This window comes from Streptomyces sp. NPDC001513 (assembly GCF_042894695.1).
Classification (GTDB): domain Bacteria; phylum Actinomycetota; class Actinomycetes; order Streptomycetales; family Streptomycetaceae; genus Streptomyces.
The window spans coordinates 101908-114008 of the sequence record NZ_JBIAVU010000013.1; the positions used below are offsets into that span (position 1 = coordinate 101908).

Below are 12101 nucleotides of genomic sequence, written 5' to 3' on the forward strand. Positions count from 1 at the left end.
GTCCCTCTTCCAGTACGGGTGCCGGTACGGCCGATGCTGCGCCCGACCCGCCCGTACGGCAAACCTTGTTGCCGTTTCGGCAAACGCGCGTCAGCCCTGCGGTTCCGCGATCAGGGCCGTCGCCACCCGGCGGTAGCCGGCGCGGCCGTAGATCCGGGCCACGTCCTCGTCGCCGGCCGAGAGGAAGACCGTACGGGCCCCGCGCGACAGGGCCTCCGCGACCAGCGCGGCCGTGACCCCGAGGGCCAGGCCCTGGCGGCGGGCCGACGGCAGGGTGCCGACGCCCACCACCTCGGCGACGTCCCCGACCGGGTTGTACATGCCGGAGCAGAGCACGACGCCGTCCCGTACCGCCGCCGCCATGGCCGAGGTGCCCGCCGCCAGCTTTCCGGCGGCCCGGGCGCGGCCCTCCTCGGCCGAGGGCTCCGCCGTCGCCGCCGCCAGTTCCGCGGGTCCGGCTTCGCCCACCGTCGTGCCCGGGGCCGCGAAGGCCAGGGCCGGGACCGTCACCGCGGCGGTCAGCAGCGGGTCGTCCGCGCCGAGCAGACGGACCTCCGGATGCGGGGGAAGGGGCTCGGCCGACGGGTCCAGCACCATCAGCGGGTGGGCGTGGACGGTCAGTCCCGCCTCCTCCACCGCGGCCCGCAGCGAGGGGCTGGTTTCGGCCACCCACTCGAAGGCCTGGGGGACCCCGAGCTCCTGTTGACGGGACAGCACGCGCCGGACGTCGGCCGCGGTCGCCTCGCCGGAGCCGCCGAGGGCGGGCCGCGCGTAGTACGGCCAGCCCGCGCCCTCCTGGACGAACAGGGTCAGCGGGCCGAAGTCCTCGGCCCGTGCCCCGCCCACCCGCGGCACCGTGTCGTAGTACCGCTCCAGCTCGGACAGCGTCGAATCGATCATGTGGTCGGTCATCCGGACATCCAAGCAAAGCGGTCCTGCTCAGGCACCTTCTTTCAGGACCCGCGAGATCAGCGTCCGCTGCGCCTCCGACAGGCCCGGTTCGGCGCAGGAGACCGTCCGGCCGTCGATCGTGATCCGGTACGAGAACCCGTCCCGCACCCGGTCCGCCGGATCGCCCGGCGGAGCGGGCCGCAGCGCCAGCCGGGCCAGGGCCCGCCACTCGTCCTCGTCCGGCCGGCCCGAGGTGTCCACCTCGGCCCGGCGCTCGATGCCCGCGAAGCCGCCCGTCCGAACCACCTGAATGCGCATGGCAGCGGTCTACCCCGCGAGCGGGACGCCCACCGCGGACCAGGCCTTCTGCAGGGCCTGGTGCTCGGCGCCGCCGTCGCCGTACCGGGTCACGGCCGCCGCCGTCGAGAGCCGGGCGAAGTCCTCGAAGTCGGCGTTCGAGGCGAGCTCCCCGCCGGTCAGGGCGTCGTACCAGATCTGCCCGGCCCGCTCCCAGGCCTTGCCGCCCAGCTCGGTCGCCACGATGTAGAAGGCGTGGTTGGGGATGCCGGAGTTGATGTGGACCCCGCCGTTGTCGCTGTGGGTGGTGACGTAGTCGTCCATCGTGGCCGGCTGCGGGTCCTTGCCGAGCTCGTCGTCGTCGTACGCGGTCCCCGGCGCCTTCATCGAGCGCAGCGCGACCCCGGTCACGTTGGGGCCGAGCAGGCCGGCCCCGATGAGCCAGTCGGCCTGGTCGGCCGTCTGCTCCAGCGAGTACTGCTTGATCAGCGAGCCGAAGACGTCGGACATCGACTCGTTCAGGGCGCCCGACTGCCCGCGGTACCTGAGGTTCGCCGTGTACTGGGTGACCCCGTGGGTCAGCTCGTGCCCGATGACGTCCACCGACACGGTGAAGTCGAGGAAGAGGTCCCCGTCGCCGTCCCCGAAGACCATCTGCTGCCCGTCCCAGAAGGCGTTGTTGTAGTCCTCGTCGTAGTGGACGGTCGCGTCCAGCGGGAGCCCGGCATCGTCGATCGAGCGCCGCCCGAAGCCCTTCAGGAACAGCTCGTACGTCGCCCCGAGCCCCGCGTAGGCGCGGTTCACGGTGGCGTCCTTGCTCAGCGGGTCGCCCTCCCCACGGACCTTCTTCCCGGGCAGTTGCGTGCGGTGCTGGGCGTCGTAGAGCGTCCGGTTCGGTTCGTCGGAAGCCGGCGCACCGAGCGTCGGCACGATCCCGCGGACGGCTGTGACCCGGCGCCGGGTACGCAGCAGGGAGTCGCGTTCGAGGGTGCGCTGGGCGAGATCGGCGCGCCGGGAGTCCCCGGACAGGGCGGCCTTGTCGAGGAGGTGGGGCGGCACCACGGTGCAGAAGACGGGGTGGCGGTGAGCGTGGGAGGCATCCATGCCCGGCAATGTGGCAGTGGGTCATGGCGGTGTCACTACCTGCGACCATGATTCATTCGCTTGTCTGAAAGCTGCGGCGCCGGATTGACGGATCGCCCTGAGCTCGGTGCTTTGAAAGAGGCTTAGCTCACATTTGGTGCAAATCGGACGGTGGGGTCTTGCATACTGAAACAGGTCCTCGCGTCACCGCGCGGCTCGGCTAGGCTCGGTCCATCATGCGTTTCGGGCTGCTTCTCCTTAGCTGCCGCGGCGAGGGTCTGTAGTCGTAGGCCGACCCCCTCCCCGCGGAGTTTGGTGTTGCGGTTTTTACGACCGCCGTCGGCCGTCCCAGCGAACTACACGCGGACACGCGAGGAGCCCAACGCCATGAGCCAGCAGCCTTTTGTCGGTCGCCCCACGCCCATCACCAACGCGACCCACACCCAGCAGTCCTCCGGGATGCCGATCCACAAGTACGGCTCCTACGAGCAGGTGGAGATCCCGGACCGCACCTGGCCGGACGTCCGTGTCACCAAGGCTCCCCGCTGGCTGTCCACCGACCTGCGCGACGGCAACCAGTCGCTGATCGACCCGATGACCCCCGCCCGCAAGCGCGAGATGTTCGACCTGCTGGTGCGCATGGGCTACAAGGAGATCGAGGTCGGCTTCCCGTCCTCCGGCGAGACCGACTTCGCCTTCGTGCGCTCCATCATCGAAGAGGGCGCGATCCCGGACGACGTGACGATCTCCGTACTGACCCAGGCCCGCGAGGACCTGATCGAGCGGACCGTGGAGTCCCTGGTCGGCGCCAGGCGCGCCACCGTCCACCTGTACAACGCGACCGCCCCCACCTTCCGCCGCGTGGTCTTCCGCGGCTCGAAGGAGCAGATCAAGCAGATCGCCGTCGACGGCACCCGCCTGGTCATGGAGTACGCGGACAAGCTGCTGGGCCCTGAGACCACCTTCGGCTACCAGTACAGCCCGGAGATCTTCACCGACACCGAGCTGGACTTCGCCCTGGAGGTCTGCGAGGCCGTCTGCGACGTCTGGCAGCCGGCCGAGGGCCGCGAGATCATCCTGAACCTGCCCGCGACCGTGGAGCGCTCCACGCCCTCCACCCACGCGGACCGCTTCGAGTGGATGGCCCGCAACCTGACCCGCCGCGCGCACATCTGCATCTCCGTGCACCCGCACAACGACCGCGGCACCGCCGTCGCCGCCGCCGAGCTGGCCCTGATGGCCGGCGCCGACCGCATCGAGGGCTGCCTGTTCGGGCAGGGCGAGCGCACCGGCAACGTCGACCTGATCACGCTGGGCATGAACCTGTTCTCCCAGGGCATCGACCCGCAGATCGACTTCTCGCAGATCGACGAGATCCGTCGCACCAGCGAGTACTGCAACCAGATGGAGGTCCACCCGCGCCACCCCTACGCGGGCGACCTGGTCTACACCGCCTTCTCCGGCTCCCACCAGGACGCCATCAAGAAGGGTTTCGACGCCATGGAGGCCGACGCGGCCGCCCAGGGCAAGACCGTCGATGATCTGGAGTGGGCGGTCCCGTACCTGCCCATCGACCCGAAGGACGTCGGCCGCTCCTACGAGGCCGTCATCCGGGTCAACTCGCAGTCCGGCAAGGGCGGCATCGCGTACGTCCTGAAGAACGACCACAAGCTGGACCTGCCGCGCCGCATGCAGATCGAGTTCTCCCGGATCATCCAGGCCAAGACCGACACCGAGGGCGGCGAGGTCACGCCCAAGGCGATCTGGTCGGTCTTCGAGGACGAGTACCTGCCCAACCCCGAGAACCCGTGGGGCCGCATCCAGCTGCGCTCCGGCTCGACGGCCACCGACAAGGACGGCACGGACACGCTGACCGTCGAGGCGGTCGTGGACGGTGTGGAGACCGTACTGGACGGCACCGGCAACGGTCCGATCTCGGCCTTCTTCGACGCACTGGCCGGCATCGGCATCGACGCCCGCCTGCTGGACTACACCGAGCACACCATGAGCGAGGGCGCCTCCGCCGTGGCCGCCTCGTACATCGAGTGCGTGATCGACGGCCGCGTCCTGTGGGGCATCGGCATCGACGCCAACACCACCCGCGCCTCCCTGAAGGCGGTCATCTCCGCCGTCAACCGCGCGGGCCGCTGATCCCCCGGGCGCCCATCGCCCGTACGTGTGCACGTGCGCCCCGTCCCTCCTCGCGGAGGGGCGGGGCCGCGCCGTTCCCGGCCTCAGCGGGCCAGGTAGCCGCCGTCCACCGGCAGCACCACGCCCGTCACGAACGAGGCCGCGTCGGAGGCCAGGAAGGCGATGACCCGGGCCACCTCCTCCGGCTCGCCGAGCCGGCCCATCGGGTGCGCCCCCGCGATCTCCTCCAGGTACTCCGGCCCGCCCGGCTCGTCCTTCAGCGCGATCACCCGCTCCGTACGGATGGTGCCCGGTGCCACCGCGTTGACCCGGATCCCGCGCGCGGCCCACTCCACCGCGAGGTGCTTGGTCAGCCCCGACGCGACGAACTTCGCCGGTCCGTACGCCGCCTGGCGCGCCTGCCCGGCCACGCCCGAGATCGAGGACACGCAGACCAGCGCCCCGCCGGGCCGCGGCTGCGCCGTCATCGCCTCGATGGCGTACTTGCAGGTCAGGAACATCCCCCGGCCGTCGACGGCCATGACGTGGTCCCAGTCCTCCGGGCTGGTCTCCCGTACGTCCGAAAGAGGGAGCACCCCGGCGTTCGCCACGGCCACGTCGAGGCGTCCGTACGCCCCGACGGCGGCGGCGACCATCGCGCGGTTGGCCTCCGGATCGGCGACGTCACCGGTGACCGCGGTGACCTCGTACCCCTCGGCGGCCAGTTCCGTACGCAGGGACTCCACCCCGGGACCGTTGATATCGGCCGCGGTGACCCGGGCTCCCGAGCGGGCCAGCAGCAGTGCGGTGGCCCGGCCGATCCCGCTCGCGGCGCCGGTCACCAGACAGGACTTCTCTTCCATGCGGCCGACCTTAGGGGGAGCGCGGAGGGGGTGCGGGGAGAGCAGGGGCGGGCGTGGGGGCGCAGATCGGCCAAGTGCGCGCCCCGGGACATGTTGTCTTGTCACACGACTGACGCATCCTCACCGATGTGGCTAACATCACGCCAACCCGGCGATGCTGCCGTGGTGGTCCCTTCCGTGCCCGCAGGGCGACGGGGGAGTTACGGAGGTGCGACGTGCTGCCAGTTCGGGGTGGGGACGGCCGGAAGCTGACGGTCTGGGGCATCCGTACCACCTGGAGCACCGTGGGCGACGGGGAGTTCTTCTGCCCCGCCTGCGGTGGAGACCGCAACTACCGCAGGCGCACCGGGCGACGCCGGTTCACCGTCGTCGGGGTGCCCGTGCTGCCGCGCGGCAAGGAGGGGCCCATCGTCGAGTGCCAGGGCTGCCGCGCCCGCTTCGGCACCGACGTCCTGGACCACCTCACCACCACCCGCTTCACGGCGCTGCTGCGCGACGCCGTGCACACCGTCGCGCTGGCCGTGCTGACCGCGGGCGGGACGGCCTCGCGCAGCGCGCTGGAGGCCGCGGTGGGCGCCGTACGGGCCGCGGGCTTCCCGGACTGCACCGAGGAACAGCTGGAGTCCCTCGTGGAAGCGCTCTCCACCGACGAGGGGCGGCTCGGGCTGTACGACGTCCCGGAGTGCTGCGGGGCCGCGCTGTCGATAGAGCTCCACGAGGCCCTGGAGCCGCTGGCCCCGCACCTGGCGGGCCCGGGCCGCGAGTCGATCCTGCTGCAGGGCGCCCGTATCGCGCTCGCGGACGGCCCGTACATCCCGGCGGAGCGCGAGGTGCTCGCCACCGTCGGCGCGGCGCTGCGCATCGACGCGGACGAGGTGGCGCGCCTGCTGTCGGCGGTACGCGCCCCCTAAGCCCTGTCCGGGGGCGTCTGCGCGATGAAACGGCGCAGGGCCGCGCAGAGGCCCGCCGGGTTGTCGAGCGGGATCAGCGTGCGGGCGTCGGGGATCTCCTCGTACCGGCCGTGCGGCAGCAGCCCGGCGAGCCGGCGGCCGGTCTCGGGCGGCATCATGCGGTCCTCCGCGCCCCAGGCGACGAGGGCCGGACGGTCGAAGGCGCGCAGCCGCTCGGCGGCCCGCAGGTACGTGTCCTTGCGGGTGCTGCGCAGGAACGCGGTGAAGTCGCGGCGGACGGCGGGGTCGGTCAGCAGCGGGCGGTACCAGCGGCGGACGAGCTCGTACGGGATCGGCCGCTTGGCCATGCCGCCCAGTGAGCTCTGCAGGCCGGCGAGGAAGGGCGACCGGAAGGACTGCAGGAGCAGGAAGATCCCGCCCGGGACGCGTGAGGCGGCCTGGAGGGTGCGGCCCTGGAGGCCCGGCGGGTAGTTGTCGAGGGCCTCGCAGGAGGTGAGGACCAGGCGGCCGATGCGCTCGTCGTGGTCGCCGACGAGGAGCTGCGCGGTGCCGGCGTCGTTCTGGACGAGAGTGACCGCCCGCAGGTCGAGGCGGTCCATGAACTCGGCGAGCAGGGCGGCGATCCCGTGGGCGGACAGGTCGGCGCCGGGGCGCATGGCGCGGCGGTGGCTGCCGAGGGGCAGGACGGGCACGACGACGCGGAAGTCCGCGCGCAGGTCCGCCACGACGGGCTCCCAGAGGGACTCGTCGAAGCCGAGCCCGTGGACGAGGACGACGGTCTGGCGTGCCGGGTCCGGGTCCGGGCCGGCGTCGGTGTAGTCGATGACGCCCGAGGTGAGTTCGATGACAGGCATGCGTCCCCCACTGGACAGGTAGTAGATAGACCGATCTAGTGAGAGGCTAGTCGCGATGACGACGACAGGCGATACCAGAGCCCGCATCCTGACCGCGGCGACCGAGCTGTTCCGGCGCCAGGGCTACGCGGCCACCGGCATGAAGCAGATCGTGGCGACGGCCGAGGCCCCGTACGGATCCGCGTACCACTTCTTCCCGGGCGGCAAGGCCCAGTTGGGGGAGGAGGTCGTCCGCACCTCGGGGGCGGCCTACCTGGCCCTGATCGGGGAGCTGTTCGACGGGGGCGCGGGCGCCGATCCCGTCGAGGCCACCCGCGAGGCCTTCCTGGGCGCGGCCGCGACCCTGGAGTCGCTGGACTTCGCGGACCCGTGCCCCATCGCCACGGTCGCGCTGGAGGTGGCCAGTACGCACGAGGGGCTGCGGCGGGCCACGGCGGAGGTGTTCGCCTCCTGGATCGACGCCCTGGCCGGGTCCTACGCCTCCCGGGGCATCGGCCCCGCGCGGGCCACGGCCACCTCGGTGATCGCCCTCCTGGAAGGGGCCTTCATGCTCGGCCGCGCGAACCGGTCCCCGGAACCGGTGCTCACGGCGGCCTCGGCGGCGGCCGCGATCGTGTCGGCGGCGCTCCGGAATTGACCCCTTCCCCTCTCGCGAGGGGCACACGTCCCGGAAAACGTACAAGTCATACCGGAATGCGTACGAACTACGGCGAATTCAGGTAACGATCCGGCCTCGCGCACGTGAACCGCGGTCCGCCGGCGCTCGTGCCATCGGTGGAGTCGTACCCTCCGCGCTCGGTGCATCACCCCATCCGGTGGCCGGAATCATGCGCTCAGGTTTGCGCCACGCAAGGGTGTGAACCTTGTGCCGGCTGGTCGCCGCGGGTGGGATTCGCAGTCGCGCAGCAGGAACGGACATCTCAGTGGAATCTGGCCTTACTCCGCCGAGGGGCTGTGCGCCATGGGAGAACCCTCCAAAGTGAAGATCGCCAAGCCTCAACACTTTGTAGAAGTCGCCGATATCTGTGAGCGGCCCCACAGGCGTTCAATTCCGGTCACACGGGGAGACGCGGCCGGTAACACAGGCGGGCTTCGATTCACGTGAACGTACTGACAACCCTGGCGGAAAACGGGATAGCGACCCACTCCGGCCAGGGATAACCAGATTCCTCTCAGTTACCTACCTTTTGAAGGGCAAGGCAGAGATGGCACGTGTCGCCGCCCGGCTTTCCGAAGACGGAAAGCAGAACACGCACCCGGTCGACGAGGTGCTCCCCCTCCCCAAGCTCGCGCTGTACGGCTTCCAGCACGTACTCGCCTTCTACGCCGGTGCGGTGATCGTCCCGATCATCGTCGGCAACGCGCTGAAGCTGAGCCCTGAACAGCTGGTCTACCTGATCAACGCGGACCTCTTCACCTGCGGCATCGCGTCGATCATCCAGGCCTGGGGCATCGGCCGGATCGGCGCCCGACTGCCGCTGATCCAGGGCGTGACCTTCACCGCCGTGTCCCCGATGATCGCCATCGGCCTCGGCGCGGGCGGCGGAACCGCCGCCCTGCTGGTCATCTACGGCGCGGTCATCACCGCCGGCATCGCGACCTTCGCCTTCGCCTGGCTGCCGGCCAAGGCGTTCCGGGCGGTCATGCGGCTGTTCCCGCCGGTCGTCACCGGCACGGTGATCACGGTGCTGGGCATCGTCCTGATCCCGGTCGGCCTCAACGACGCGGCCGGCGGCCTCGGCAGCCCCGACTTCGGCGACCCGAAGAACTTCGCCTACGCCGGCGGCACGATGCTCTTCATCCTCGTGCTGATGAAGATCGGCAAGCCGTTCCTCTCCAGCATCTCGATCCTCCTGGGCCTGGTCGTCGGCACCACCGTCGCCTTCCTCCTCGGGGACGCGAAGTTCGGCGACGTGAGCAACTCCGACTGGGTCGGTGTCAGCACCCCGTTCCACTTCGGCGTCCCGAAGTTCGAGTGGTTCCCAATCGTCCTGATGCTCATCGTCATGCTGATCACCATGGTCGAGACGACCGGCGACACCTACGCCGTCGGCGACATCGTGGGCAAGGAGGTCGACAGCGAGACCGTGGCCCGCGCCCTGCGTGCCGACGGCGCCGCGACCGCCCTCGGCGGCGTCCTCAACTCCTTCCCGTACGTCGCCTTCGCCGAGAACGTCGGCCTGGTGCGGATGACGAAGGTGAAGAGCCGGTTCGTGGTCGTCGCCGCCGGTGTGTTCATGATCATCCTGGGTCTGCTGCCCAAGGCCGCCGCGATCGTCGCCGCCGTCCCGCACGGAGTCCTCGGCGGCGCCGCGACCGTCATGTTCGCCATGGTCGCCCTGGCCGGCATCCAGACCCTGGCCAAGGTGGACCTCAAGGAGGAGAAGAACGCGCTGATCGTCGGCGTCTCCCTCGCCTTCGCCCTGCTCCCCGCGACCGTCCCGGTCTTCTTCACCAAGCACATGGACGCGGACCTGTCCTCGCTCCTCAACAGCGGTGTCACCCTCGGTGCCACGTCCGCCATCGTCCTCAACCTGATCTTCAACGGCCTGGCCAAGGACGGCGCCCACGACACCCCCGGCACCCCCGCCCCCGCAGCCCCGGCCCCCGACGCCCCCGCCCCCGACGCCGCCAAGGCCGAGCTGCCCGCCCAGCCGGTGGCCGCCCCGGCCGGCGCCGAGAAGGCGGCCGGCACCGAGAAGGCGGCCGGCGCCGAGAAGGCGGCCGGCGCCGAGAAGGCGGCCGGCGCCGAGAAGGCGGCCGGCGCCGAGAAGGCGGAAGACAGCGAGACGTCCTCCGCCGGCTGATCCTCCCAAGGGGTGGTGGCCCCTCGTCCGGACCCGGGTCCGGACGAGGGGCCACCGCTGTCCCCGAGCGGCCGCCCGCACAGGCGACAATGGGCGCATGAGTCTGTTCCGCGACGACGGCATCGTGCTGCGCACCCAGAAGCTGGGTGAGGCGGACCGCATCATCACGCTGCTGACCCGGGGCCACGGCCGCGTGCGGGCCGTCGCCCGCGGGGTCCGGCGTACGAAGTCCAAGTTCGGCGCCGGGCTGGAACCTTTCTCCCACGCCGACGTGCAGTTCTTCGCCCGCGGCAGCGAACTGATCGGCCGCAGCCTGCCGCTCTGCACCCAGACCCAGATCATCGCCCCGTACGGCAACGGCATCGTCACCGACTACGCCCGCTACACCGCCGGCACCGCCATGCTGGAGACCGCCGAGCGGTTCACCGAGAACGAGGGCGAGCCCTCCGTACAGCAGTACCTGCTGCTCGTCGGCGCCCTGCGCACGCTCTCGCGCGGCGAACACGAACCGAACCTCATCCTCGACGCCTTCCTGCTGCGCTCCCTCGCCGTCAACGGCTACGCGCCCAGCTTCGGCGACTGCGCGAAGTGCGGGATCCACGGCCCCAACCGGCACTTCTCCGTCGCCGCGGGCGGAGTGATATGCGGGGACTGCCGGGTGCCCGGCAGCGTCGTACCCTCGTCTGAGGCCATCGCCCTGCTCAGCGCCCTGCTGACGGGCGACTGGGGGCATGCCGACGCGTGCGAGGCGCGTCACGTGCGGGAGGGCAGCGGGCTGGTCTCCGCCTATTTGCACTGGCATCTGGAGCGCGGGCTACGCTCCCTGCGATACGTCGAGAAATAGGAGCTGGGCACATGGCACGACGCGGGATTCTGGGGCGCTCTCGCCGCGAGTACAAGGTTCCCGAGCCGCACCCGTCCGGCGCGGTCCCGCCGAAGATCCCCGGCGAGCTGGTCCCCAACCACGTCGCGGTCGTCATGGACGGCAACGGCCGCTGGGCCAAGGAGCGCGGCCTGCCGCGCACCGAGGGCCACAAGGTCGGCGAGGGCGTCGTGCTCGACGTGCTCAAGGGCTGCCTGGAGATGGGCGTCAAGAACCTCTCCCTGTACGCCTTCTCGACGGAGAACTGGAAGCGCTCGCCCGACGAGGTCCGCTTCCTGATGAACTTCAACCGTGACGTCATCCGGCGCCGCCGCGACGAGATGAACGAGCTGGGCATCCGCATCCGCTGGGTCGGCCGCATGCCGAAGATGTGGAAGTCGGTCGTCCAGGAGCTCCAGATCGCCCAGGAGCAGACCGTCGACAACGACGCGATGACCCTGTACTTCTGCGTGAACTACGGCGGCCGCGCCGAGATCGCCGACGCGGCGCAGGCGATCGCCCGCGATGTCGCGGCCGGCAGGCTCGACCCGTCGAAGGTCAACGAGAAGACCTTCGCGAAGTACATGTACTACCCGGACATGCCGGACGTGGACCTGTTCCTGCGCCCGAGCGGGGAGCAGCGCACCTCCAACTACCTGCTCTGGCAGAGCGCGTACGCCGAGATGGTCTTCCAGGACGTCCTGTGGCCGGACTTCGACCGCCGCAACCTGTGGGCGGCCTGCCTGGAGTACGCGCAGCGCGACCGCCGCTTCGGCGGCGCCGTCCCGAACCAGCCCGAGGGCTCCGCCTGACGGGGCGCGTGATCGCCGGGCTCCGCGCCGCCGGTAGGGTCCGCTGTCATGAACACGGGTGAGGATCATGCACAGCGAACCGAGCAGGCCGCCTTCGTCTACCGGCTGACGCTCGCCGACCTTCAGGGCGTGGTCCGGGCGCGTGCCCGGCGGACGGGGGCGGGGCGTGCGGAGACGCTGCTGACCCCGCTGGTGACCACTGCCCTCGTGGCGGGGTTCGGGCTGGTCCGCGGGCTGCTGCCGGCCGTCGTCGTGGTCAGCGCGGTGCTGGGACTCGGTGCCGGACTCCTCGGAGTCGCACGGAGCCGACGCGGCATGGCGCGTCGGCTTCACGCGGTGTGGGAGCCGTACGGGCAGTGCCGCACGGTGGTCGACGACCAGGGCGCCGCGACCACGGGCGAGACCATGTCGTACACGGTCGACTGGAAGCTCTTCACGGACTACGCCGAGACGCCGGACCTCTTCGTCCTGGTCGGCGGCCCGCGCGCGAGCTGCCTCGCGGCGGTGCCGAAGCGGGGCGCCGAGGAGCCCGCCGACGTCGACCGCCTGCGCGCGATCCTGGACCGGAACCTGCGCAGGCTCTAGCGCCGG

Annotated in this window: 12 protein-coding genes; 7 read left to right on the plus strand and 5 right to left on the minus strand. The window is 71.0% G+C overall.

All coding sequences use genetic code 11. The features are described from left to right. Positions 1-90 precede the first annotated feature (90 nt). Genes ACFYZ4_RS27635 through ACFYZ4_RS27645 form a run of 3 tightly spaced genes read right to left on the minus strand, consistent with a single transcriptional unit; the run spans position 91 to position 2292 of the window. Complete coding sequence (locus ACFYZ4_RS27635; protein ID WP_390785106.1) at positions 91-912, minus strand: GNAT family N-acetyltransferase; 822 nt, start codon at positions 910-912, stop codon at positions 91-93. Between the two features lie 27 nt (positions 913-939). Further along, the gene (locus ACFYZ4_RS27640) at positions 940-1209 is read right to left on the minus strand and encodes a protealysin inhibitor emfourin (RefSeq protein ID WP_390785107.1); all 270 of its coding nucleotides are present in this window, start codon (positions 1207-1209) and stop codon (positions 940-942) included. Positions 1210-1218: 9 nt separating this feature from the next. Further along, positions 1219-2292, minus strand: a complete 1074-nt coding sequence (locus tag ACFYZ4_RS27645) for a M4 family metallopeptidase (RefSeq protein ID WP_390785108.1) — start codon at positions 2290-2292, stop codon at positions 1219-1221. Between the two features lie 366 nt (positions 2293-2658). Between ACFYZ4_RS27645 and leuA the strand changes: the two genes are divergently transcribed. Further along, entirely contained in the window at positions 2659-4422 is a 1764-nt protein-coding gene (gene leuA / locus ACFYZ4_RS27650) for a 2-isopropylmalate synthase (RefSeq protein WP_390785109.1), read from the plus strand. Positions 4423-4505: 83 nt separating this feature from the next. On the opposite strand, the gene ACFYZ4_RS27655 is transcribed toward leuA, so the two are convergent. Beyond that, complete coding sequence (locus tag ACFYZ4_RS27655) at positions 4506-5264, minus strand: SDR family NAD(P)-dependent oxidoreductase (RefSeq protein ID WP_351597678.1); 759 nt, start codon at positions 5262-5264, stop codon at positions 4506-4508. Between the two features lie 215 nt (positions 5265-5479). Here ACFYZ4_RS27655 and ACFYZ4_RS27660 point away from each other — a divergent pair, with 215 nt between their 5' ends. Continuing rightward, positions 5480-6175: a TerB family tellurite resistance protein gene (locus tag ACFYZ4_RS27660; protein ID WP_390785110.1), complete on the plus strand. Its 696-nt coding sequence runs from the start codon at positions 5480-5482 to the stop codon at positions 6173-6175. Here the strand turns inward: ACFYZ4_RS27660 and ACFYZ4_RS27665 are convergent. Further along, entirely contained in the window at positions 6172-7029 is an 858-nt protein-coding gene (locus ACFYZ4_RS27665; RefSeq protein WP_390785111.1) for an alpha/beta fold hydrolase, read from the minus strand. The genes ACFYZ4_RS27660 and ACFYZ4_RS27665 overlap by 4 nt on opposite strands. 55 nt (positions 7030-7084) lie before the next feature. Between ACFYZ4_RS27665 and ACFYZ4_RS27670 the strand changes: the two genes are divergently transcribed. The 5 genes from ACFYZ4_RS27670 to ACFYZ4_RS27690 all read left to right on the plus strand — a co-directional run bounded on the left by ACFYZ4_RS27670 (position 7085) and on the right by ACFYZ4_RS27690 (position 12095). Then, entirely contained in the window at positions 7085-7666 is a 582-nt protein-coding gene (locus ACFYZ4_RS27670; RefSeq protein WP_390785112.1) for a TetR/AcrR family transcriptional regulator, read from the plus strand. A 568-nt stretch (positions 7667-8234) separates the two neighbouring features. Then, positions 8235-9836, plus strand: a complete 1602-nt coding sequence (locus ACFYZ4_RS27675; RefSeq protein WP_390785113.1) for a nucleobase:cation symporter-2 family protein — start codon at positions 8235-8237, stop codon at positions 9834-9836. 97 nt (positions 9837-9933) lie between these two features. Then, positions 9934-10680 carry a DNA repair protein RecO gene (gene recO, locus ACFYZ4_RS27680; protein ID WP_351304091.1) on the plus strand — a complete coding sequence of 249 codons (747 nt, stop codon included), beginning with the start codon at positions 9934-9936 and terminating at the stop codon, positions 10678-10680. An 11-nt stretch (positions 10681-10691) separates the two neighbouring features. Continuing rightward, on the plus strand, positions 10692-11510 hold the full coding sequence (locus ACFYZ4_RS27685; RefSeq protein ID WP_351304094.1) for an isoprenyl transferase: 819 nt from the start codon (positions 10692-10694) through the stop codon (positions 11508-11510). A 48-nt stretch (positions 11511-11558) separates the two neighbouring features. Continuing rightward, positions 11559-12095, plus strand: coding sequence for a YcxB family protein (locus ACFYZ4_RS27690; protein WP_351304097.1), 537 nt, complete (start codon positions 11559-11561; stop codon positions 12093-12095). The last annotated feature ends 6 nt before the right edge of the window (positions 12096-12101 follow it).